This window comes from Collinsella sp. SGI.184, from assembly GCF_050313415.1.
Classification (GTDB): Bacteria; Actinomycetota; Coriobacteriia; order Coriobacteriales; family Coriobacteriaceae; genus Collinsella.
The window spans coordinates 40456-62798 of record NZ_JBNPLJ010000011.1 but is presented as its reverse complement, the minus strand read 5'-3'; the positions used below and the strand labels follow the sequence as shown (position 1 = coordinate 62798).

Annotated in this window: 18 protein-coding genes; 12 read left to right on the top strand and 6 right to left on the bottom strand. The window is 61.1% G+C overall.

The annotated features are described in order from the left end of the window. Window positions 1-42: 42 nt before the first annotated feature. A complete protein-coding gene (locus tag ACQRAJ_RS05270; protein WP_427719616.1) occupies window positions 43-1605 on the bottom strand; it encodes a cation:proton antiporter in 1563 nt (520 codons plus the stop codon). A gap of 184 nt (window positions 1606-1789) precedes the next feature. On the opposite strand from ACQRAJ_RS05270, the gene ACQRAJ_RS05265 reads away from it, so the two are divergent. From ACQRAJ_RS05265 to ACQRAJ_RS05255, 3 genes are all read left to right on the top strand, one after another. Further along, window positions 1790-5536, top strand: a complete 3747-nt coding sequence (locus ACQRAJ_RS05265; RefSeq protein WP_427747911.1) for a phosphoribosylformylglycinamidine synthase — start codon at window positions 1790-1792, stop codon at window positions 5534-5536. 100 nt (window positions 5537-5636) lie between these two features. Continuing rightward, a complete protein-coding gene (locus tag ACQRAJ_RS05260) occupies window positions 5637-6572 on the top strand; it encodes a DMT family transporter (protein WP_427747910.1) in 936 nt (311 codons plus the stop codon). A 135-nt stretch (window positions 6573-6707) separates the two neighbouring features. Next, window positions 6708-7553: a hypothetical protein gene (locus ACQRAJ_RS05255; protein WP_427747909.1), complete on the top strand. Its 846-nt coding sequence runs from the start codon at window positions 6708-6710 to the stop codon at window positions 7551-7553. Here the strand turns inward: ACQRAJ_RS05255 and ACQRAJ_RS05250 are convergent. After that, window positions 7550-8701 carry a diguanylate cyclase domain-containing protein gene (locus ACQRAJ_RS05250; protein ID WP_427747908.1) on the bottom strand — a complete coding sequence of 384 codons (1152 nt, stop codon included), beginning with the start codon at window positions 8699-8701 and terminating at the stop codon, window positions 7550-7552. The two genes, ACQRAJ_RS05255 and ACQRAJ_RS05250, sit on opposite strands and share 4 nt — an antisense overlap. Before the next feature lie 150 nt (window positions 8702-8851). Continuing rightward, complete coding sequence (locus ACQRAJ_RS05245; RefSeq protein ID WP_427719609.1) at window positions 8852-9874, bottom strand: 2-keto-3-deoxygluconate permease; 1023 nt, start codon at window positions 9872-9874, stop codon at window positions 8852-8854. 514 nt (window positions 9875-10388) lie between these two features. On the opposite strand from ACQRAJ_RS05245, the gene ACQRAJ_RS05240 reads away from it, so the two are divergent. Continuing rightward, window positions 10389-11201, top strand: coding sequence for an HD domain-containing protein (locus ACQRAJ_RS05240; protein ID WP_427747907.1), 813 nt, complete (start codon window positions 10389-10391; stop codon window positions 11199-11201). On the opposite strand, the gene ACQRAJ_RS05235 is transcribed toward ACQRAJ_RS05240, so the two are convergent. From ACQRAJ_RS05235 to ACQRAJ_RS05225, 3 genes are read right to left on the bottom strand one after another with little or no spacing between them, the layout of a single operon-like run. Next, a complete protein-coding gene (locus ACQRAJ_RS05235) occupies window positions 11198-12403 on the bottom strand; it encodes an FAD-binding protein (RefSeq protein ID WP_427747906.1) in 1206 nt (401 codons plus the stop codon). The two genes, ACQRAJ_RS05240 and ACQRAJ_RS05235, sit on opposite strands and share 4 nt — an antisense overlap. Further along, window positions 12404-13219: an electron transfer flavoprotein subunit beta/FixA family protein gene (locus tag ACQRAJ_RS05230; RefSeq protein ID WP_427747905.1), complete on the bottom strand. Its 816-nt coding sequence runs from the start codon at window positions 13217-13219 to the stop codon at window positions 12404-12406. It abuts the gene before it with no gap. Window positions 13220-13221: 2 nt separating this feature from the next. Beyond that, on the bottom strand, window positions 13222-14823 hold the full coding sequence (locus ACQRAJ_RS05225; protein WP_427747904.1) for an FAD-binding oxidoreductase: 1602 nt from the start codon (window positions 14821-14823) through the stop codon (window positions 13222-13224). A gap of 344 nt (window positions 14824-15167) precedes the next feature. Here ACQRAJ_RS05225 and ACQRAJ_RS05220 point away from each other — a divergent pair, with 344 nt between their 5' ends. From ACQRAJ_RS05220 to ACQRAJ_RS05185, 8 genes are all read left to right on the top strand, one after another. Next, window positions 15168-15464: a hypothetical protein gene (locus ACQRAJ_RS05220; RefSeq protein ID WP_154517147.1), complete on the top strand. Its 297-nt coding sequence runs from the start codon at window positions 15168-15170 to the stop codon at window positions 15462-15464. Then, the gene (locus ACQRAJ_RS05215) at window positions 15461-15970 is read left to right on the top strand and encodes a hypothetical protein (protein ID WP_427719604.1); all 510 of its coding nucleotides are present in this window, start codon (window positions 15461-15463) and stop codon (window positions 15968-15970) included. The genes ACQRAJ_RS05220 and ACQRAJ_RS05215 overlap by 4 nt, the downstream gene beginning before the upstream one ends. Before the next feature lie 87 nt (window positions 15971-16057). After that, window positions 16058-16660, top strand: a complete 603-nt coding sequence (locus ACQRAJ_RS05210; RefSeq protein ID WP_427719603.1) for a hypothetical protein — start codon at window positions 16058-16060, stop codon at window positions 16658-16660. 91 nt (window positions 16661-16751) lie between these two features. Further along, the gene (locus ACQRAJ_RS05205) at window positions 16752-16901 is read left to right on the top strand and encodes a hypothetical protein (RefSeq protein WP_154517138.1); all 150 of its coding nucleotides are present in this window, start codon (window positions 16752-16754) and stop codon (window positions 16899-16901) included. Window positions 16902-16940: 39 nt separating this feature from the next. Next, entirely contained in the window at window positions 16941-18332 is a 1392-nt protein-coding gene (locus ACQRAJ_RS05200) for a hypothetical protein (protein WP_427747903.1), read from the top strand. An 88-nt stretch (window positions 18333-18420) separates the two neighbouring features. Beyond that, complete coding sequence (locus ACQRAJ_RS05195) at window positions 18421-19137, top strand: DUF554 domain-containing protein (protein ID WP_427747902.1); 717 nt, start codon at window positions 18421-18423, stop codon at window positions 19135-19137. A gap of 88 nt (window positions 19138-19225) precedes the next feature. Further along, window positions 19226-20986, top strand: a complete 1761-nt coding sequence (locus tag ACQRAJ_RS05190) for a TerB N-terminal domain-containing protein (RefSeq protein ID WP_427747901.1) — start codon at window positions 19226-19228, stop codon at window positions 20984-20986. Continuing rightward, complete coding sequence (locus ACQRAJ_RS05185; protein ID WP_427747900.1) at window positions 20979-22277, top strand: ATP-binding protein; 1299 nt, start codon at window positions 20979-20981, stop codon at window positions 22275-22277. Before ACQRAJ_RS05190 ends, ACQRAJ_RS05185 begins: the two co-directional genes overlap by 8 nt. Window positions 22278-22343: the final 66 nt, after the last annotated feature.

Sequence of the window (22343 nt, the reverse complement as noted above, 5' to 3'; positions counted from 1 at the left end):
GTCTTTAAAGCGGGACGCGGCTTCCCCTAGGGAAGCATCTCGTTATTTGCCGTCGTCGTCCTGGGCTTCATCGCGCGCGTAGAGCTCCAGCATGCGGCGGCGGTATTCGCGCACGGCGAGCTTGGCGCGCTCCAAGCGGCGGCGCTCACGCGGAGTCAGCTTGGACGGGTCGATCTCGTCGCCATAGGTCTTCTCAGCCAGCAAATGAGCGGCGTCCACGATGCGGGCATCGATGTGGCCGCTTGCCGCCTCGATCGAGAGGCGGTCAGCAATGGAATCAAGGGTAGGTATGCCGTCGAGCGAACGACCGTGACCATGCGAGGTCAGCAATTCGTGCTCGCGCGCGAGCAGGCTCGCTAGGTCGTGGTGAGCGCGCAGGATATCGAGTGCGTCGGCAGGGTGCTCGGCGACCTCTGCCACGGCAGTGGCCGGCGCGGCATCGACCACGCGATAGAAGAGCTGCGCGAGCAGCGGCATCAAGAACACCGTGATGGCACCGGCGGCTACCATAACCGAGGCGACGTCTTGCGACAGAGCGCCTGCGTTGACGGCCACACTCGTCACGGCAACGATGATCGGCAGGGCCGTGGTGCAGTACAGGGCCACGGTAATGCGGCCATACGCCGAAACGTCACGTGTCGCGGGACAAATGCTCATAGAGACAAGGATCGGCACGGCGCGAATGATTAGCAACGCCGCGATAAAGCCCACGAGCAGACCCGGGCGCGACGCCACGGCCGTCAGGTCAATCTTTGCGCCTGACACGGTAAAGAACACCGGAATCAAAAAGCCATAGGCCAGGCCATCGAGCTTGGTCTCGAGCGTATGGTTGCCCTCGGGGATGATATAGCGCAGGACAAAGCCGGCGGCAAAAGAGCCCAACACGATGTCGAGGTCAAAGATGGCGGAAAATGCCACGAGTGTGACCAGGATGAGCACCGTCAGGCGCACGAACGTCTGCGACGTCGTGTCGGCCCGTTCCTCGACAAACGCAAAGAAGCGGCTGCCGACGCGCTTGGAGCGGCTCGGAACCACGGCCAACAGCACACAGACCAGTGCAAACAAGCCAAGGATCACGAGCGTCTGGATACCAGTACGAGCGGAGAGCAGCACCGACATGGCGAGCACGGGACCGAGCTCTCCCCACGTGCCATAGGCAAGGATGGAGTCGCCCACGCGCGTGCCGGTCAGCGAACGCTCACGCATGATGGGCACGAGCGTGCCGAGCGCCGTCGAAGTGAGCGCCAGCGTCACGGCGATACCGTCGAAATGGCTGACCGAGAACCACGGGGTAAAGCGCACGGCAAGCCAGGCGATGCCAAACGTGACGACCCACGTCGCCATACCGTAGCGTCCCTCGACGCCCGTGATGTTCTTGGGGTCGATCTCAAAGCCGGCAAGCAGGAACAAAAAGGCCAGACCGAGCTCGGACACAAGCGATACCTCGGCATCTACATGGATGACGCCGAGCATGTGAGGTCCCAGCACCGCGCCGAACACGAGCAAAAAGACCGTCTCGGGAACGGGCTTTCCGGGAATCGCCGATGCGATAAAGGGGCTTGCGAAAGCCACAAGCGCGATGATGGCGAGCGAAACGAATGCCATGTGATGCCTTTCTCTTGTTTGCGCTTCACTGTAGCACCCTCGCCGTCCTCAATACGTCATGAGCTGTCGTATCATAGTGACGTTTACAAACATGTGGCTCAAGGCGACCGCGAGGCTTGTCCCGCAAACCGACCGCTGCCGCATACCGCACCGTACGCCCAACCGATCAGGAAGGCAGGAACCAATGGTCTCTCGTATTTACGTGGAGAAGAAACCCGGGTTCGACGTCGAGGCTCAGCAGCTCAAGGGCGAGCTGACCGAAATTCTCGGCATCAAGGGCATCGAGGCCCTGAGGATCATCAACCGCTACGACGTCGAGGGCATCGACGAGGAGCTTTTCCGCTCCTGCGTGCCGACCGTCTTTAGCGAGCCCCAGGTCGATGTGACCTACGACGAACTCCCCGCAAGCGATGGCGCCGTCTTTGCCGTCGAATTCCTGCCTGGCCAGTTTGACCAGCGCGCCGACTCCGCCAGCGAGTGCGTGCAGCTCATCAGCCAGGGCGAGCGCCCCGCCGTGCGCTCCGCCAAGGTCTATATGATCTCGGGCGCTCTGGACGAAGCCGCCATCGAGGCCATCAAGCACTACGTGGTGAATCCCGTCGAGGCCCGCATCGCCTCGCTCGACCTACCCGAGACGCTGTACATGGAGACCCCCGAGCCCCAGCCCGTCGAGGTGCTCGACGGCTTCCGCGAACTCGACGAGGCCGGCCTTGCCGCCTTTATCTCCGAGCGCGGCCTTGCCATGGACGAGGCGGACATCGCCTTCTGCCAGCAGTACTTCCGCGATGAGGACCGCGACCCCACCATCACCGAGATCCGCGTGATCGACACCTATTGGTCCGACCACTGCCGCCACACCACCTTCGGTACCGTCCTGGACGACGTGACAATCGATGACGCCGTGGTACAGCAGGCCTTCGACCGCTATATGGAGATGCGCCACGAGCTCGGTCGCGACGCCAAGCCCGTCTGCCTCATGGACATGGGCACCATCGGTGCCAAGTACCTTAAGAAGACCGGCGTCATGACCGATGTCGACGAGTCCGAGGAGATCAACGCCTGCACCGTCAAGGTGAAGGTCGATGTCGACGGCGAGGACCAGGACTGGCTGTTCCTGTTTAAGAACGAGACCCACAACCACCCGACCGAGATCGAGCCCTTCGGCGGTGCCGCCACCTGCGTGGGCGGCGCCATCCGCGACCCGCTCTCTGGCCGCAGCTATGTGTACCAGGCCATGCGCGTCACCGGCGCCGGCGACCCCACCGTCCCGGTCTCCGAGACGCTCGAGGGCAAGCTGCCGCAGCGCAAGCTCGTGACCACCGCTGCCGCCGGCTACTCCAGCTACGGCAACCAGATCGGCCTTGCCACCGGTCAGGTCAACGAACTCTATCACCCCGGCTACGTGGCCAAGCGCATGGAGGTCGGCGCCGTCGTGGGCGCCACCCCGGCAAACCACGTGCGTCGCGAGTGCCCCGCCCCCACCGACAAGATCATCCTGCTGGGCGGCCGCACCGGCCGTGACGGCATCGGCGGTGCCACCGGCTCCTCCAAGACTCAGAATACCGATTCCATCGAAACCTCGGGTGCCGAGGTCCAGAAGGGCAACGCCCCGGTCGAGCGCAAGCTGCAGCGTCTGTTCCGCCGCGGCGACGCCTGCCGCCTGATCAAGCGCTGCAACGACTTTGGCGCCGGCGGCGTCTCGGTCGCCGTGGGCGAGCTTGCCGACGGCCTGTATGTCGACCTGGACACCGTGACCAAGAAGTACGATGGCCTGGACGGAACCGAGCTCGCTATCTCCGAGTCCCAGGAGCGCATGGCCTGCGCCGTCGCCGACGGTGACGTCGAGGAGTTCATGGGTTATGCCGCCGAGGAGAACCTGGAGGCGACCGTCATCGCCGAGGTTACCGCCGAACCGCGCATGCGTATGGCCTGGAACGGCGTCGCCATCGTCGATCTGTCCCGCGAGTTCCTCAACTCCAACGGCGCACCCAAGCACCAGGTCGCCCACGTGTGTGCCCGCAGCGTGTGGCAACCCAGCTGGGCCGGCACCACGCTTGCCGAGCGCATGACCTCGCTTGTCACCGATCTCAACGTCGCCTCCAACAAGGGCCTTTCCGAGCGCTTCGACTCCACCATCGGTGCCGCTACCGTGCTCATGCCCTTTGGCGGCAAGACGCAGCTCACCCCGAGCTCTGCCATGGTCGCCAAGTTCCCCGTGGACGGCGAGACCACCACGGCGAGCGCTATGGCATGGGGCTTCAACCCCTACCTGATGGAGGCCGACCAGTTTGCAGGCGCCTACCTGTCCGTGGTCGAGTCCATCGCCAAGCTCGTTGCCGCCGGCTTTGAGCACAAGCGCGCCTACCTCTCCTTCCAGGAGTACTTTGAGCGCCTGCGCACCGAGCCCGAACGTTGGGGCAAGCCCATGGCAGCCGTCCTGGGCGCCCTTATGGCCCAGGTCGACCTGGGTGCCGGCGCCATCGGCGGCAAGGATTCCATGAGCGGCTCGTTTGAGGACGAGGCCGGCGAGCTCAACGTTCCGCCGACCCTGATCAGCTTCGCTGTCGCCGTGGGCCGTGCCGCCCGCGCCGTCTCCCCCGAGTTTAAGGGCCTCACGCACCGCGTCGTTCGCATCGCCCCCGCCACCTATGGCGAGGACTACCGCCCCGATGCCCAGCAGCTGCTCGCCGCGTTTGACGCCGTCGAGGCGCTCACCGCTACCGGCGACGCCCTGGCCGTCTCCACGCCCGGCTACGGCTGCGGCGCCGAGAGCCTCTTTAAGATGTGCGTCGGCAACCAGATCGGTATCGAGCTTGCCGAAGATGTGGACGTGGAGAGCCTCTTCACCCCGCTCTACGGCAGCTTTATCGTCGAGCTCGCCGAGGACGCCGAGCTGCCCGAGGTCGCCGACGGCGTTGTCGTCGAGCCCCTGGGTACCACCGTCGAGGGCTATGTCATCGACACCGGCTCCGAAGTCATCGAGCTCGCCGAGCTCCAGGAGGCCTGGGAGAGCGGTATCGAAGGCGTCTTCGCCTACCGCAGCGCCGGCGAGACCCCCGAGGTCGAGGCCATCGACTTCCGCGCCAAGGATATCCACGTGTACGGCGGCGCCAAGATCGCCCGCCCGCGCGTGATCATCCCTGTGTTCCCCGGCAACAACTGCGAGTACGATAGCGCCCGCGCCTTCCGCGCCGCCGGCGCCGAGGCCGACACCTTCGTGATCAACAACCTCACGCCCGAGGCCGTCGCCGAGAGCACCCACGAGCTCGCCCGCCGCATCCGTGCAAGCCAGATCGTCATGATTCCCGGCGGCTTCTCGGGCGGCGACGAGCCCGACGGCTCCGCCAAGTTCATCACGGCGTTCTTCCGCGCTCCCGAGGTCACCGAGGCAGTCCGCGACCTGCTTAAGGCCCGCGACGGCCTGATGCTGGGCATCTGCAACGGCTTCCAGGCCCTGATCAAGCTCGGCCTGGTGCCCTACGGCGACATCGTCGACGCCACGCCCGATGCGCCCACGCTGACGTTCAACACCATCGGTCGCCATCAGAGCCGTCTGGTGCGCACCCGCATCTCGTCCAACCTGTCCCCGTGGCTGTCGCAGTGCAGTCTGGACGACCCCTACACCGTCGCCATCAGCCACGGCGAGGGCCGCTTTGTCGCCAACGATGAAGTGCTCGCCCAGCTGATCGCCAACGGCCAGGTCGCCACGCAGTACGTGGGCGAGGATGGCAAGCCCAGCATGGATCTCTCCGTCAACCCCAACGGCTCCGCGCTCGCCATCGAGGGCATCACGAGCCCCGACGGCCGCGTCCTGGGCAAGATGGGCCATGCCGAGCGTCGCGGCGACAACCTGTACCGCAACGTGCCCGAGCATGTCCCCGGCGATAAGTTCATGCCGATCTTTGAGAGCGGCGTAGCCTACTTCGCTTAAATACGTTCCCATCGGGTACAATCCCCTCGGGTAACAACACCCGCCACCGGCACACCCGGTGGCGGGTTCTTTTTTACTTCGCGCATACAGGAAGGACATCATGGAAAGCCGCAAGCCGTATCTCGCCACCCTGCCCGGACTCATCCTGGGCTGCCTCGTCTGCTGCGCACTCTGGGGGTCGGCTTTCCCCTGCATCAAGATCGGCTATGAGCTCTTTGGCATCCCCGCGCACGATAGCGCCTCGCAGCTGCTCTTTGCGGGCTTGCGCTTCACGCTTGCCGGCGCCCTGGTTATCGTTGGGATGAGCGCGGCCCAGCGCGGCCCACTCGTTCCACAGGCTCGCGACATTAAGCCCATCTGCATCCTGTCGCTCTTCCAGACTATCGGGCAGTACTTCTTTTTCTACCTGGGACTCTCGCGCGCCAGCGCCATGTCGAGTTCCATCATCGAGGCCAGCGCCAACTTCCTCGCCATCCTCTTTGCCGCTCTGGCGTTTCGCACCGAAAAGCTCGATGCGACCAAGGTGCTCGGCTGCGTACTGGGCTTTGCCGGCGTCGCATTCGTCAACCTTTCGGGTGCGGACGGCACCTTTGGCTTTACACTCGACGGCGAGGGATTTATCTTGGCTTCCACTATTGCGGGCGCCCTGTCGACCTGCCTCATTGGCATCTTCTCGCGCGAGCATGACGGCGTCTTGCTCGCCGGCTGGCAGTTTTTAGTCGGCGGTTTGGTCCTTACCGCCATCGGGTTTTTGATGGGCGGCGCGCTATTCCCCACCGAAATCGCCCCCGCCATCGCGCTCATCATTTATATGGCGCTCATTTCCGCCGTCGCGTACTCGCTGTGGTCCCGCCTACTCGCCGTCAACCCCGTTAGCCGCGTTTCGGTCTTTGGCTTTATGAACCCGGTCTTTGGCGTGCTGTTGAGCGCGTTGTTGCTCGGAGAGGGCGCTGGCACGAGTCCCGTTACCGTAATTGTGGCCCTGCTCTTGGTCTGCAGTGGCATCATCATTGTCAACAAACCTAAAAAGGCCTAACAAACCACCCCGTTTGGAAAAGGGCAGCTCTCGCTTTAGCTTAATGGAGTACACTGTATCTCGTTGATTTCGTACCGAGTCGCGGCGACAGACGCCGTCTTGCCGTAACGCGCCGGCGACATCGAGGGGATACAGATGCATAAGAAACTGGTTATGGGAAACCAGGCCTTTGCGTATGCCGCGCTTGCGGCGGGCGTTCGCGTGGTCGCCGGTTACCCGGGCACGCCGTCGACGGAACTTGTCGAGACAGTTGCCAAACTCAAGGCCCAAGGTAGTGCCGAGGGTGTCCACGTCGAGTGGTCGACCAACGAAAAAGCCGCGCTCGAGGTGCTGGCAGGTGCATCGTATGCAGGAGCGCGCTGCCTTTTTACCTGCAAACAAGTCGGACTAAACGTTGCCTCCGACCCGCTCATGAGCCTCAACTACGTGGGCATCAAGGGCGGTCTGGTGCTGTTTGTCGCCGATGATCCCGGCCCCATCTCCTCTCAAACCGAGCAGGATACGCGCCGCTTTGCCGCATTTGCGAAGATCCCCGTGCTCGATCCGCAAAATCTGGAGCAGGGTTACGCGATGATGCAAGAGGCATTTGAAATCTCGGAGCGCTACCATACGCCCGTTATCGTGCGCCCCACCACCCGCGTGTGTCACGCCTCAACCTATTTGGAGGTACCCGAGCATACCGTCGCACATCCCGCTGGCACCTTTGAGAAGGACCCCAAATGGGTTATCTTCCCGCGCCGTTCGTTTGCCGCCCATGGCGAGGTTAACGAGCGCCTGCCGCAGATTGCAGACGCCTACTCCAGCGGCAAGGCCGCAGACGCGTTTAACCCCATCGAAAACCATGGCGATGCCACGCCGCGCCTGGTGAGCTACCCCGCTCCGAGAAAAAGACGAGGCGCATCTTCGACAGCCGATACTAGTCCCCGAAAGCGCAGAAGGGGCGCACGACCATCGCAACGGTCGTGCGCCCCTTTTTTCTAGCGTATCTGGACGCCGGCTTTCTTCTTCTCGCGCTTGACGCGGTAGAGCTCCGCGTCGGCAGCACGGAGCAAGTCTTGCCAGGTATCGACGCCATCACCAACCCGTGCGTAGCCGATGGACATCCGCAACAGATACGGAACCTCGGCGCGCGCGAGCTCGTCGTTGATTGCCGCGCACAGATGCAAGATATCCTGCTCCGCTATCGCCTTTTGAAGCACCACGAACTCATCGCCGCCATAACGCGCGATAAAGCTACCAGACGCCGAGCAGACTTCTTTGAGCGCAGCGGATATGACCTGAAGAGCATGGTCGCCCTCCACATGTCCATAGCGGTCGTTAATCTGCTTAAAGCCGTCGGCGTCCATCACAAGCAGATACACGTCTTTGGCCTGATCCACATTTGAGAAGAGCGACAGTATATAGGTCTCAAAACGGTTGCGATTGTTGAGGCCAGTCAACGGGTCGGTCGAGATGAGCTGCTCCTGGAAGACAATGTAGAGCAGCAATATGCTAATCATTATGCCGACACAAAGGCCGGGCAACGAGTATACAACCTGAAAGGTACCGCCCACCAGGGCCGGAATGGCGAAAAATGCCAAGGTTCGATAGATGGTCTTCGTCTGCAGGCTCTCGACCCTGCGAGATTGCACAAACGCATGTAGGGACGTATGTATAACGTAACAGTAGCTGACAATGGGCTGGATCATATAAGCAGAGCCGCGACTATACACGCCCTGCGAATCGATATAGAACAGGGCGTGCGTCCAGTAACTGGTAAACGCCAGCACGACCACCAGAACCGTAGGCGACGCTACAAGCACCACCCTATAGCGCGAGGCCAAAAGGCGAGAACCCTGCACCGTCTCGGAATAGATAAACCAAATGAGACACACGATGGCAAAGAGCGAAAACGAAACCGCGTTGGAAATCCAGTTGACAGCAATGCCCAACGTGCCGTCCACACCATCCAATAGCACCCAGATCATATCGAATAATATGTACGCGGCAGAGGTGTAGCCAAGCATGCTAAACAATAGCTGCTGGGTGCTCGAGAACAAGGAGCGACGACTCCGCACGGCAAGCCCGATAAGAACAATCATGCTTAGCAGGAATATCTCAATCTTGAGCGCCTTAACCACCAGGCCCATCTCCCCATCATCAAACCGACAGCGCTTCTACGAGCCGCACGCATCACCATAACTCCCCCAATCCAGAGGGGAATGAGGGAATAATACCAGAGCGCCCGGGCGCTCTCACGGCGCGAGTTGCACGCCAGCATCATTGATGGGCGCCGATGGCTACTCGCCATCGATGTCGGCCGCGACGGCTTCCTCGATGGCCTCGACACCGGCGGGCGACAGGTCTTCCTTGCCCTGGTAGAACTTCTTATCGACCCAACCGGTCAGAATCGGAGCCATGATTGCCGTGATGATGACGGCGGTGGCGATCTGAGCGTATGCGGCGGGCGCAAGCTCGGCATAGCGCGGAGCGACCTCGGCAAGAGCAACCGGCGTGGTCATAGCCGTGCCGGCGATGGTGGAACAAGCCACGGCGGCTTTGCCGTTACCGCCGCACAGGCGCTCGAACGCAAAGGTGATGGGACCGACGACAAACAACGTGACAAGGCCCAGCAAGATGCCGGAAATGCCGCCGGTGATAAAGCTCGACAGGCTCATAGACGCACCGAGCTGAAATCCGATGACGGCAATCGCAGGATTGGTGCCGGGAACCAGCAGGTTCTTGATGAACGGAAAGAGGTTGCCCAAAACCATGCCAATCACGAGCGGCAGGATGGAACCGATGATGGTGCCAACGGGAATGTTGGCAAGACCAGAGACACCAAGAATGATCATGGTAACCGCAGGGCCCGCCGTGAAGAACAGGATGCCCACGGCGCCCTGCTCGGACTCGTCGCCAAACTCGCCCATGATGCCCGTGTAGAGCGCCATGTTGCAAAACGTAATGCCGCCGATGATGGAAACCGAGCTCAGGCCCAAAAAGTTGTCATTAAAGAAATACGCAACGCTCAAGCCCAGCACGGCTGCCACCACAAGCTTAGGAATCAGTACGACGATGCCGGTCTTGATGGCACCCGGCGTGGACTTAAAGCTGATGCCGGCACCCACGAACAACAGGATCGCGGCGACGATGGTATTGGAACCGCCGCGGCAGGCGGCGGTAAAGAAGCCGCCGATCTCGAAGACCTGCGGGCAGAAGGTATTGAGCAAAAGGCCGACGATCATCGGGTAGATCATGATGTCACCCGGAATGCGCGGTACTTTGAATTTCTTTTGCTCGTTGGCGATCGCTTCCTGTGCCATGAAACCCCCATTTCCGCCGACGCAGAACAAAAGCCCACGTCATGCTTTGCTACAGTAAAGTTTGACCATGGTACCAGAAGAAGCAGACCGGCTCGGTGAGAAATCCGATTCGTGGGGCCCGGACGGTAAACGCACCCCACTCCTATACGAGGCTCAAAACGATATAGAGCCCGATACCCGAGACGCAGCACCACAACATCGACTTTGTCTTGATTGCCACCGCAACGACGCCGACAGCCGCTGCGAAAAGAGCAGGCAAATAAAGAGCGATGTGCAGACAAAACCCGCAATAGCGGTGGGAACATCGACAACGGCGCACCTATCGCAACATAGGCAAGCATCACCGGCCAGACGGTTTTAACGATTTTGAGCACCATGGCGTTCCTCGTCCCGACAAGCTTTCCGAGCCGCATTCGACGACATGGCAGAATCATCGCCCGGCGGCAACCGAGTTCACCTACAATTGCCACCGGATCGAAAGACACAGAAAGACACAGCTTTTTAGGAAGTCGTTATGACAGCTATCGATCGAACGGGGGCAATCGCGGCCTTCAGGACCTACACCGATGCCTACGATGCCTCCAATCCGCGTATCGCGCTCAAAATCGAGCATACGTACCACGTTGCCGAGGCATGCGATGCCGTGGCACGCAAGCAGGACTGGGCACCGCAGGACATTGACCTGGCGTGGCTTTGTGGGCTGTTGCACGATATGGGCCGCTTTGAGCAGCTGCGACGCTGGGACACGTTTAAGGATGCCGAGAGCATGAGCCATGCGAAGTTGGGCCTCGAGGTCCTCTTTGGCAAAAACCCTGCAGACGCGCCCGCGGCAACAAGTATCCGCGACTTTATCGACAGCCCGGCAGAAGACGAGCTCATCCGCGCGAGCATCGCCTATCACAGTGACTTTCGCCTGCCGGCACAACTCGACGAGCGTACACGGTGCTTCTGCGATATCGTGCGCGATGGCGACAAAATCGACATTATGCGCACCATCGCCGACAGCACCGTCGACACCATCCTCAAGGTGGATGAGGACGCATTTCTCGCCAGCCACTTCTCGGCGCCGACGTTGGCCGCCTTTGACGAGCACCGCTGCGTCGCACGTGATGAACGCGACGAGCCCGCGGACTACCTGGTAGGACTCATCTGCTTTATGTTTGAGCTCGTCTATCCGGCGAGCCGCGCGCTGGCGCGCGAGCAGGGCGATATCTACCGCCTGCTCGACGCGCCCTTTGGTATTACGCAGCCCTTTACCGACCCCGCCACACAGGCAACCTGGAGCCGTCTTAGGGAAGAGATGCGCGACTGGCTGGCGCGCGCCTAGCGCTCAAGCTGGGCTAGCAGCTCCTCGACGACCTCGACGGCATCACCGACAACCTTGTACTGGGCAGCACCAAAGATGGGGGCATCCGGGTCCTCGTTGATGGCGATAATGCATTCCGCCCCACCGATGCCGGCAAGATGCTGGATGGCGCCCGAAACACCGATACTCACAAGCATCTTGGGCGAAACCGATACGCCCGTCTGGCCAATCTGATGGCGATACTCCAACCAGCCGGCCTCCACGACGGGTCGCGTGCAGCCAAGCTCGGCTCCCAGAGCCTCGGCGAGCCTTCGCATCAGCGGCAGGTTTTTCTTGGAACCAATGCCGCGACCTACCACGACCAGGCGCTCGGCATCGGCGATTGAAGCCTGCTGTCCCCACTCCTCGGCGGGAATCGAGATCTCGACACGAGCCTTAGCATCATCCGCAAGTGCTATCTGGGTGATCGTGCCGGAGCGGCCGTAGTCAAAGTCGGGCGCCTTAAAGATGCCGGGGCGCACCGTTGCCATCTGGGGACGATGATTGGGGCAGACGATGGTGGCCATCAGGTTGCCGCCAAACGCCGGACGCGTCTGTTGCAGCAGCCCCGTCTCCGTATCCATCGAAAGCACGGTGCAGTCAGCCGTAAGGCCCGTCTGCAAACGCACGGCAACGCCGGGTGCCAGTTCGCGGCCAAAGGCGGTCGCTCCGTACAGAATGGCCTCGGGCTTGCGCTCTGCCACCAAATCGCAGACGAGGCGAGCGTAGACCTCCACATCGTTCTGGCGCAGACGCTCGTCGCGACAGATCAGGACCTCGTCTGCACCGGCGCAAATCAGATGCTCCAGGTCACCGAGAGAACCCTCGGGGCCCATGCCGACCAGCGCCACCAGGCGACAGCCGCGTGTATCCGCAAGCTCGCGGCCCTTGCCCATGAGCTCGAAGGCAACGGGAGCCACCGTATCGTGCTCGTCGGTCTGCGCGAATACCCAAATGTCTCGATATGCATCGAGGTCAACCGCGCCGGCGGCCTCGTCGCGCTCGATCGAAATGGCATTGACGGGGCAAGCGTCGACGCACCCGCCGCATAGGATGCAGCTGTCGGTTACGCGGGCGCAACGGTTGGGCCGCTCGCCTTCCACTACGATGCCGCCCGAGGCACAGGAGCGAACGCAGCGACCACAGCCGATACAGGCTTCGCTATCGATAATCAGTCCGCTCATCTATGCCATCCCCTCGATAATCTTGGCAAGTTTCGCCGCCTGCTCGGACGCCGTTCCGTCAACGGCCTCGCATGTTTGGTCGCGGTCGGGCACAAACGATCGCACGACCTGTGTCGGCGAGCCGGCAAGACCGCAGCGCGCGGGGTCGGCGTTCACGTCGGCAGCGTTGACCACGCGCACGTCCGCCTCCTCGGCCGCACGAATACCGGCGATACTCGGCATACGCAGTCGGCCAATCTCCTTGGCAGTCGTCATCGCGCACGGCATCTCAAGATAGACCGTCTCCTCGCCGGCATCGCAGCCGTGAACAAGCGCCAGTGAACCACAGGTCGTAAAGCCCGCACTCTGCACGCAGCTCACGTCGGTCACGCAGGGAATCTCGAAGGCACCGGCAAGCTCGGGACCAATCTGGGCCGTATCGCCGTCCACCGCCATCTTGCCGCAGATGAGCAGGTCGAAGTCCTCGTCGAGCGCCTCGATGCCGCACTTGAGGGCATAGGTGGTTGCCAGGGTATCGGCACCTGCAAAGGCGCGATCGGTTAGCAGCAGTGCGTCATCGGCGCCTCGGGCGATGCAGTCGCGCAATAGCGATTCAGTCGCGGGGATGCCCATCGACACCACCGTTACGCGCACGTCCATGCCAAAGTCGATAAAGTCGTCCTTCAGCGCCAGCGCGCATTCCAAAGCGCTCGCGTCAAAGGGATTAATGACCGCCTGCTTACCATCGCGCACGATGGTATTGGTCTTGGGGTCCATCTTGACCTCGGTGCTGCCCGGCACCGCCTTGACACACACCACCATATGGAAATCGCTCATCTTCACGCGCCCCCTTTCTGGACGAGCTCATCCAAGAGCTGCTCCGAAAACAGGTTACCGCGGCCCAGCTGCCCGGCAGGATCGAGCTGGAGCTTGAGCCGCGCCGACTCGACCATGGCCTCGTGACCGTACATCGTCTCCAAGAAGCCCGCCTTGATCTTGCCGACGCCGTGTTCGGCGGAGACGGCGCCGCCCATGGCCGTGACCTCGGAAGCCCACTGGGCAAAGAGCTCTCCGCCGCGGCGGTAATCCTGCGCATTGCGCGGCAGAATGTTCACATGCAGATGGTTGTTACCGATGTGCCCCCAGGCGGCAGATTCAAGCCCACTTTCGGCCAACGTGCGGCGATAAAGGGCGATGACATCGGCCAAGTGTGCGTTGGGCACCGACATATCCGACCCCAGCTTGGTAATGGTGGGGTCCGTGCGGCGACGCTCGTCGATGAGCATGTTGACGCTCTCGGGCACCGCATGGCGGAAGAATCGCTGACACTCGCGATCGACCTCGGTGCGCGCGACCCATGTCGCATCGTCGCTGCCGCCCGCAAGCTCCAGTACCCACCCCAAGTGATACAGCTCCTCAGTCGCCTGGGCTTCGTCGTCGCAGTCGAGCTCCACGTAGACACAGACCTTGGCGTCTTTGTCGAGCGCCGGCAGCGAGGCGAACGCAGTCGACTGCTCGCGCTGACGACGCAGGATATCCAGGGCGCCCGCATCGAAATATTCGATGGCAGCCGCGTGGGACAGGACGGGACGTACAGAATCGGTGAAGGACACGGCCTTGTCTTCGCTGTCAAAGAAGCAGCTCACGCCCCAAACGACCGTAGGCGCCGCCTGCAGGGCAATCTCGAGCTCGGTGATGACGCCGAGTGTTCCACACGCACCGATAAACAGATCGATGGCATCCATATCGTCAGCAACGAAATAGCCCGAAGCATTTTTGGTCTTGGGCATGGTGTAGTCGGGAAGGTCGAGCTCGAGCGTGCGGCCCTGCACCGTGACGAGCGAAAGGCGACGACCCTGTGCAAAAACCTCGCCACGGTGAAGCTCGAGCAGGTCGCCATCGGTCAGCACGACATGAAGGCCCGTGACGTGAGGGCGCATGGGGCCGTAAGCGTAGCTACGGGCGCCGGAAGCGTTGCATGCCGCCATACCGCCCAGGCAGGCAGACGCCTCGGTGGGATCGGTAGGAAAGAATTGCTCGGGAGCTTCCTGGAACTCCTCGTAGGCCTCAAGCGATGCCTGGTCCCAGCCGGCAGTCGGCAGCACTTTCTTGCCCAGTTGCTTGCGCAGCTCAGACAGCACGACGCCGGGCGCCACGCGCAAAAGAAAGCGGCCCTGCTCATCGCGGCGAATGCCTAGGTAGCGATTCATGCGGGAAGTATTGAGAATGTGACCGCCATGAGGCACGGCGCCGGCGGCAAGACCGGTCCGGGCGCCCTGAACCGTCACCGGGACACGCTCGGCATGGAGCTTTTCCATAATGGCGCGGACCTCGTCCTCCGTTGTCGGAAACGAGATGCTCGAGGCCTCGCCCGATGTGCGAGACTCATCGCGACCATACTCTTCGAACTCGTCGGTGAAGGGTTTGATGGTTGCAGACACGCGAACTCCCCCTTTAGCTAACTACAGTGTTTGCAGGGAAATGTTACCGCATCGTTTCACCGACATGTTCGAGACCGTCTCCATAATTGACGTTTTTAACGTTCGCGCAATTCGGCGAACGGTGGAATTTTCGGGACAAGCGACGCTTTTGCCACACGTTGCCGCGCAGCCACAACATGTGCATTTATCAGTCAAAAATAGTTGAGATTTTTTTCACATGCTTTTACCTGCGGAGATATCGGCTCGTCAAGCAATTGGTTAGTTATTGGGCAAGTTGCGGCTGATACGGTCGGCATCGACAGCCAAACCAATAGGAGTTTTGGCCCCAGAGCAGGGAGGTTTCCATGGCATATTACTGGCCCCAATACGGTTTCGCCATCGAAGTCGATGACGACCCCTATCTCTTGCCTTTCGACGAAGATGCATTTCCAGGTACGGAGGTCTACCACGTCACCACCGATGTGATCTGCGACCCCGAGTCGTTCTCGGCGCTCGCCCACCACATCGCGCGTATCCACAACATCGAGCTCCCTCACGACTTCGACGAGCTCATCTATTCGCGCCGCCTGATGCTTCACATGCTCTTTGGAGCGGACCCGTCCACGTTCGCACGTGTCTACACCACCAAGGACGCCGCATGAGTGCGAAGAAGCCGCCCCGCCTTGCAGGACTGGGGCGTCGCAAGAAACTCGTCGTTGTCTGCCTGGCTGTCGTCTGCGCCCTCATCGCCGTAGGGCTATACGCCTGGCAGTCGCAGCCCGTGCCCGAAGCGGGCGCCTCAGTCACGACGGCAGAAGGTAAATCGCGCCAAGAAATCCAGGATGAGCTCGACGCCATCGTCCGCGACAACATGATGACGATCTCGGTCGCGCCGGTCGCACAGTTGCAGGAAGGCGGCAAGTTGCGCGTCAACGTGCAAAACGTCCAAGACAACAAGTTTCCCCAGCGCTTCCGCGTGATTCAAAACGACGAGACCATCTATGAGTCCGGTGTGGTCGAAGCCGGCAAGACGGTTGAGACCTGCCCCGCCGGCGATATCCAAGAAGGCGAGGCATATATCGAGATTCAGGCACTCGATGCCAAGACCTACGACACCCACGGCAATCCGACGCGCGTCAAAGTGCGGGTGGCACAGGCAGAAGGCTAGTGGCCGACGCGCTCGCAGGGGCAGCACCCTGTCCCCATTCGTCCAACCATCACGGAAACAGTCCGTGACGAGCAGAAAGGATCGATTATGAACACACCCATGAACCTGAGCGGAGCCAGGGCACTCGCCGTGGGCGCAGGGCTTACGCTCGCACTTGCGATGGGCGCCGCGCCAACGGCGGCCATGGCAGAGGTGCGCGTTGGAACCACCGATGTGACGGTGAAGGCCGACATTAGCAATGTTTCGTTTAAGGCGCCAACGGTCATCCCCTTTGCCGCCAAAGCCGACGGAACGCTTGTAGGACCCTCCGACGAGACGATTACCATCGACAACCTCTCGGCATATGGCATCCACGTCACCAACATGAAGGTCACGGCCAAGAACGACTGGACAATCGTTGCAGACGCAAAGACGGGCTCGGCCCAGAACTCCATCGATTTTAAGGTTGGCCCCGATACGGCAGAAAAGGATGCCAGCTCGGCGACTCAGACTACGGGCCTCGATCTTTCCAAAGACGCAAGCTTCGACATGAAGTACAAGGACATTGGCGACGGAACGGACAAAATTAGGCTCAATGTGAGTGGCCACGTCGCCCGCGTCACGCGTGACATCTACCACGCCACCGGTACGGGAGATCAAGTGGCAAGCATCACCTGGACGGTCGAGCCCGGTGCGCACGCCACGTCCTAAGGCGATTGCACTGGCCGCCATCGTCAGCATCTTGGCGTCCGCACCCGCAATGGCCTTTGCTCAACAAGAGCAAGCGCAAGCGGCCACAGAAGTGACCGTCGATCTTTCGGGCCTTAATCGCGGCAGCCGTCACGAGCCGCTCGTCCAGACGAGCGACACCCGACAACTCATTGCGGTAGGCGTCGCCACGGTGGGAGCAGGACTGACGTGCCTTGGCCTGCACATCAAACGCAACCAATAGCCAAGCACGACCGGAGTACGCGGAATAGATAGGAGAACCATGGCACCCAAAAACCTTTTGCCCGTTGCCGCGCTCTGCAGCGCACTGGCGAGCGGTACGCCTCTCGCCGCTTGGGCGACGCCCGCCACGGCAAGCTCCTTACCGCAAGCTCTGAACCCCGCGTCGAATTCGTCGGGTATCGTCGCCTGCCAACGTTTTTCGCTCGCACATGCCACGGTCCGAACCTCGGGATGCCTTCACCGCAATACGGTCGACTCGATAGTCGTGGATATCAATCGACCGGACAAGGAGAACGGCCCCCAGACAGGTTGCGCCATCTGCACATGGAAATCGGCTGCAGTCGACGCCGATGGCGACCCATGCGACTTAGAGCTGCGCATCGATATTGCCTCGGTCGATGACTCGGCGAACGGGGCAAAGGTCGTCTTCGACAGCGCGGCCCATGAAGAAGAAGGGGGTGTATGCCTGGGCTGCGTTCCCTCGAATGTCGATGGCGCGCAGCCCATCATCTCCTTTACGGCGTCGCTGCGGCTGACCAAGGCGGACACCGAAGCCATCGCAACGGGAGATGCGCCTTTGCTGTTCTACGCTGGCGACGCGGACGACCAAAAGGTTCAAAGCACCGGGCAGAAGGGCTCGCTTAACCTCACGCGCGGATCAGAACCCGCCCCCATCAATATCGATGCCCAGGAGCCGGGCGTGCAGCGCATTCTCGCCGATCCGGCGCTGCTCCAAATGACATGGCACGGAGTGGGGTCCGTCGAGATTGCCGCTCCTATATCGAGCGATAATGACAAATCCCCCAAAGACGAGGTCGCAGACGCACCGGCACATGTTAACGATGCATCATCAGAAGACAACGCTGCGGTTCCTCTCGAGAAGCCAAGCGGCAGCGCCACCGAACTAGGCGATTCCCAACCGAAAGACGGCCTGGACTTTGCCGCTCCCCCAGGTGTCGACGAAGGCAACTGTTGCATGATGGTCGCGCTCGACCACACGGAAACCGTCGATGCTGCAAGCATTGAGCCAGTCGCTGCCAATGCGCCCCGCCGCAAAAATATCCTCATCGCATTCCCCAACACCGTCGAGCTCGTCTTTTTGCCTTCGGGCGAAGTCGTCGCGCCTACGGCACTTACAGCAGTGGGAGCAAAGAGCGCATCGAACGATATCCAAGCTATCTCGGCACTTGATGCCACAACGACCGCCAAGTTACACCTTTATTCCGTTGCAGCAGACGGAACGCGAACCGAAGAATTCGACGGAACCAAGCTTTTGGTTCCTCGTCGCATCGGTATCCAAGAAGACGTCCCCTATCAAATGGAACTTGAAGGGTTCGATCGCGCACGAGATGCCGACATCATTGCCGCAGCCATCGAATCCCCGCAGCACCTCATGACGCTGCGCTTCGACTTTAGCCCCATCCTGTCCTAGACCGCTAACCGCCGCTTGGCTCGGATACTGAGCGCCCCCTCCCCGTTCTGCTACGATTGCCGCGTTGGCATCAATTACAGGAGGGTTCATGCCGGGTTTAGGAACGATCATCAACGTCGCGCTTTTGATCGCGGGCGGTCTGCTTGGCCTTATGGGTGGGCGCTTCATTACGCCTCGCATCCAAGACACGCTCATGAAGGCGTCGGGGTTGTGTGTTCTGTTTATCGGCCTGGGCGGCACCATGCAAAAGATGCTCGTTATCGATGGAGAGGCGTTGGCGACCACCGGCACCACCATGCTTATCGTCTCATTTGCCCTCGGTTCGCTCATCGGCGAGGCCATCAACCTGGAGGCCGCCATCGAGAACCTCGGCGAATGGCTCAAGCGCAAAACCGGCAGCGAAGGCGACAACGAGTTCACCAACGCCTTTGTCTCGGCATCGCTCACCGTGTGTATCGGTGCCATGGCCATCGTAGGATCGATTCAGGACGGTCTGCTCGGCGACTGGTCCACGCTTGCCCTGAAGGGCGCGCTGGACTGCATCATCGTCTGCACCATGACGGCCTCGCTTGGCCGCGGCTGCATCTTCTCGGCCCTGCCCGTTGCCGTATTCCAGGGCACGATCACGCTTTTTGCCGGCTCACTCTCCCCCATCATGACCACCGCAGCCCTCGACAGCCTTTCGCTTGTGGGCTCTATGCTCATCTTCTGTGTTGGGGTTAACCTTATTCGACCTCAGACCTTCCGCACGGCCAACATGCTCCCCTCCGTCGTCGTGGCGGTCATCTACGCCCTCTTGTTCTAAATCTATCTACGTAGCGGTTTCTCGAACACCTGTTTGATGCTGTGCTATGATATGAGGTCACCGAAGCTGCGTTAGGAGAGGAGAAGCGGTGGCCGACCAGGACGTCAAGATGCTCATCGAGCGCATTATGGCCGAGGCCCGGACCCATCAGTCCGCCCGCTTCTCAAACGAAATCTATGCTGACGAGCCGATTCTCAAGACCGGTCGACAGATGCAGAACTTCCTCCCCGACCAGTACCGCAAGATGCGCGAGATATCACGCTGGCAAGATGATCCCAAAGGCGGCGCGGGACGTTGGCTATCGGAGGCGGAGCTCTTTTACCGCCAAGGCCTGCTGATGGCCGACTTCGAGGACGATTGTCCCTACAACGGCACCTTTAAGTCGTACTTTCCCACCTACAATGCCATGAGCGATCGACAGTTGCGCGGCTACTTTACCTGGCGTGCCCAAGTGCGCCGCGGAACTGTCGAGGAAACGTCTACGTCCTTTGCCTTCCTGTATCTCTATGAGCTGATCTGCGGCATTGGCGTAGATGACCCACTCGATGGCTTTAGCAAGATCAAGGCCTTTTGGAACGCCTATCGTGCCTTCGAGCCCGGCATCGACCGGTTTGCACGCGTGTGGTTGCAAGATTACGCCGTTTTCCACGGGCTCGACCCCAAACTGCTTCGCGACTCTAAAACCGTCATGTTCGATAACGCCCTTATCGAGCTGCGGCGCGCGGCTCGAGACCTTGCACCTGCACCGACGCCGTCGGACCTGGCGCCTGCGCGTCGCAAGACCTCCGAGCCTACGCTCCCCCTCCCGCCCGACGAGGCGGGCGAGGAGCGACTCATGGCCGCTATCAACGCCCTCTCCACGTATAACCTCGATAACTCTAGACTCGATCGCAGCCACCATCGCGACCTACGCCACGTGGCATGTGCCGTGTACGTCCGCATGGCGCGCTACTATGACACGCATCGAAAGACCGGTATCGTGGCGAGCTTGTTTGGGGAGGAGACGGCCATGCCCTATACCATGTTTGCCTCGGCCGTGTTCTTTGCGCCCGAGCGCCACGAGGACTGCGAATACCGTCTTGACCCCATCCATATCTACCGCTGCCAAAACGGTTTTTGGGAATGCATGCGAATTCACGGCAGCAGGCAAAAGAGCAGCAAGCTTGGTGAGATGATGCGCGCCTGCGACCAACGTCTGCGCCTGGCCCTAGCCCCCGCCCACCCCCTGAAGGAGGAGAAGGTCCCCAAATATCTGGCCAAAATCATCGATGACGAGATCGTGGCATGGCTTTCGTGGGATGCCGCACACCAGCCCATCAAGATCGATATCGATTTGAGCCAGCTGGGGCACATTCGGAGCGCCGCCGCGCAAACGCGTGAAGCGCTTTTGATTGATGAGGAGCGCGAGGACGGCATGCCCGTGGAAGCCGAGGCAACGCTTATCGAGCAGCCGGGCCGCGAGTCTGCGCCCGGCATGACTGCCGAACCTGGCGAGATGACCATTCAGCAAGACGAACCCGACGAGCCGACTGTCTCCGCCGAAGAGTTTGGCGTCATGGCACCGCTCCTCGTGTCTGCGCCCGCACCCGCAACGCCCGCGTCTGCCGAAGCTACGAACAAACTCGCGCCCGCCGAAGATGCCTTTCTTCGCGCGCTCCTCGAGCAAAACACAGCGCAAGCGACATCGGCAGTGGAGAGGTCGGGCCAGAGCGAGGATATGCTCGTCGACAACATCAACGAGACGCTCTTTGACCTGGTGGGAGACACCGTTATCGAGTTCGGCGCGGCAGGACCGCAAATTATCGAGGATTACGAAGCAGACGTGAGGGGATACCTAGACCATGAGTGATACCGCATCCGCAGCACCCCGCGTGCCCAAGCGCGTCGCTGCCGTCATTCTCAACTCACTCAAGGGCGGTGTGGTCCCGCGCATCGGCCTTCCCTATATCACCGTAGGGCGCGAGGTCGAGATCCGCGCTCTGCTCACCGATTTGAGTCTCATCGCCGACGGTGGCGCGAGCTTCCGGTTTCTGGTCGGTCGCTACGGCGCAGGCAAGAGCTTTTTGCTCCAGACCATCCGCACGCACGCCATGGGCGAGGGGTTCGTCGTCGCCGATGCCGACCTGTCGCCCGAGCGCCGCCTGCAGGGCGGTCAGGGGCAGGGCCTTGCCACCTACCGTGAGCTCATCCGCAACATATCGACCAAGACGCGCCCCGAGGGCGGTGCGCTCAACCTTATTCTGGATCGCTGGGTCGCCTCGTGTGCCGACGTCGACGAGTCGGTCGTCAATGCCCAACTGGCCCCGCTCGAGGAGATGGTCCACGGCTTCGACTTCGCCCGCATGCTCCGCCGCTACCGCACGGCCGTATCCGAGGGCGATGAAGAGGCCATGAGCCGCGTAACCAAATGGATCCGCGGCGAATACCGCACCAAGAGCGAGGCTCGCGCCGAACTGGGTTCCTCGACCATCATCAGCGATGACGACTGGTACGACTACGTTAAGCTCATTGCGCGCTTTTTGGTCTGCAGCGGCTACAAGGGCATGCTGGTGCTCATCGACGAACTCGTGAATCTGTATAAGATTCCCAACGCGATCACGCGCCAATACAACTACGAGAAGATCCTGACCATGTACAACGACACGCTCCAGGGCAAGGCGCAGTACCTGGGCATGATCATGGGCGGCACGCCAACCTCCATCGAAGACCGCCGCCGCGGCGTGTTCTCCTACGAGGCCCTGCGCAGCCGACTCGCTCAGGGCCGCTTTGCACGCGAGGACCTTAAAGACATGCTCGCGCCCATCATCCGTCTGCAGCCACTCACCTACGAAGAGTTGCTGGTGCTGATCGAAAAAATCATGCAAATTCACGCCGGCTACTTTGGCTGGACGCCCACGCTTACCGAGAACGACCTGGTGGACTTCCTCAAGATTGAGTTCGGTCGCGTGGGAGCCGACACGCATCTGACGCCGCGCGAAGTCATTCGTGACTTTATCGAGCTGCTCGACATCCTATGCCAAAACCCCAACGCCAACGTGGCCGAGCTGCTGCAAAGCGTCGGCGGTGACGCGCCAGCAGCCGCAACAGACGACACCGGCACCGCAGGCGCCGACCGCAACTTCGCCGAATTCGCCATCTAACCTGCCAAAAAGGGACAGGTTTATTTTGGCAGGTTTTATCTGGGCAAACATTGAAGCAGTCATGCA

Excerpts from the sequence above, each read along its gene's own strand:
- ACQRAJ_RS05270 (WP_427719616.1), bottom strand. The coding sequence starts at position 1,605 with ATGGCATTCGTTTCGCTCGCCATCATCGCGCTTGTGGCTTTCGCAAGC.
- ACQRAJ_RS05265 (WP_427747911.1), top strand. The coding sequence starts at position 1,790 with ATGGTCTCTCGTATTTACGTGGAGAAGAAACCCGGGTTCGACGTCGAG.
- ACQRAJ_RS05260 (WP_427747910.1), top strand. The coding sequence starts at position 5,637 with ATGGAAAGCCGCAAGCCGTATCTCGCCACCCTGCCCGGACTCATCCTG.
- ACQRAJ_RS05255 (WP_427747909.1), top strand. The coding sequence starts at position 6,708 with ATGCATAAGAAACTGGTTATGGGAAACCAGGCCTTTGCGTATGCCGCG.
- ACQRAJ_RS05250 (WP_427747908.1), bottom strand. The coding sequence starts at position 8,701 with ATGGGCCTGGTGGTTAAGGCGCTCAAGATTGAGATATTCCTGCTAAGC.
- ACQRAJ_RS05245 (WP_427719609.1), bottom strand. The coding sequence starts at position 9,874 with ATGGCACAGGAAGCGATCGCCAACGAGCAAAAGAAATTCAAAGTACCG.
- ACQRAJ_RS05240 (WP_427747907.1), top strand. The coding sequence starts at position 10,389 with ATGACAGCTATCGATCGAACGGGGGCAATCGCGGCCTTCAGGACCTAC.
- ACQRAJ_RS05235 (WP_427747906.1), bottom strand. The coding sequence starts at position 12,403 with ATGAGCGGACTGATTATCGATAGCGAAGCCTGTATCGGCTGTGGTCGC.
- ACQRAJ_RS05230 (WP_427747905.1), bottom strand. The coding sequence starts at position 13,219 with ATGAGCGATTTCCATATGGTGGTGTGTGTCAAGGCGGTGCCGGGCAGC.
- ACQRAJ_RS05220 (WP_154517147.1), top strand. The coding sequence starts at position 15,168 with ATGGCATATTACTGGCCCCAATACGGTTTCGCCATCGAAGTCGATGAC.
- ACQRAJ_RS05215 (WP_427719604.1), top strand. The coding sequence starts at position 15,461 with ATGAGTGCGAAGAAGCCGCCCCGCCTTGCAGGACTGGGGCGTCGCAAG.
- ACQRAJ_RS05210 (WP_427719603.1), top strand. The coding sequence starts at position 16,058 with ATGAACACACCCATGAACCTGAGCGGAGCCAGGGCACTCGCCGTGGGC.
- ACQRAJ_RS05200 (WP_427747903.1), top strand. The coding sequence starts at position 16,941 with ATGGCACCCAAAAACCTTTTGCCCGTTGCCGCGCTCTGCAGCGCACTG.
- ACQRAJ_RS05195 (WP_427747902.1), top strand. The coding sequence starts at position 18,421 with ATGCCGGGTTTAGGAACGATCATCAACGTCGCGCTTTTGATCGCGGGC.
- ACQRAJ_RS05185 (WP_427747900.1), top strand. The coding sequence starts at position 20,979 with ATGAGTGATACCGCATCCGCAGCACCCCGCGTGCCCAAGCGCGTCGCT.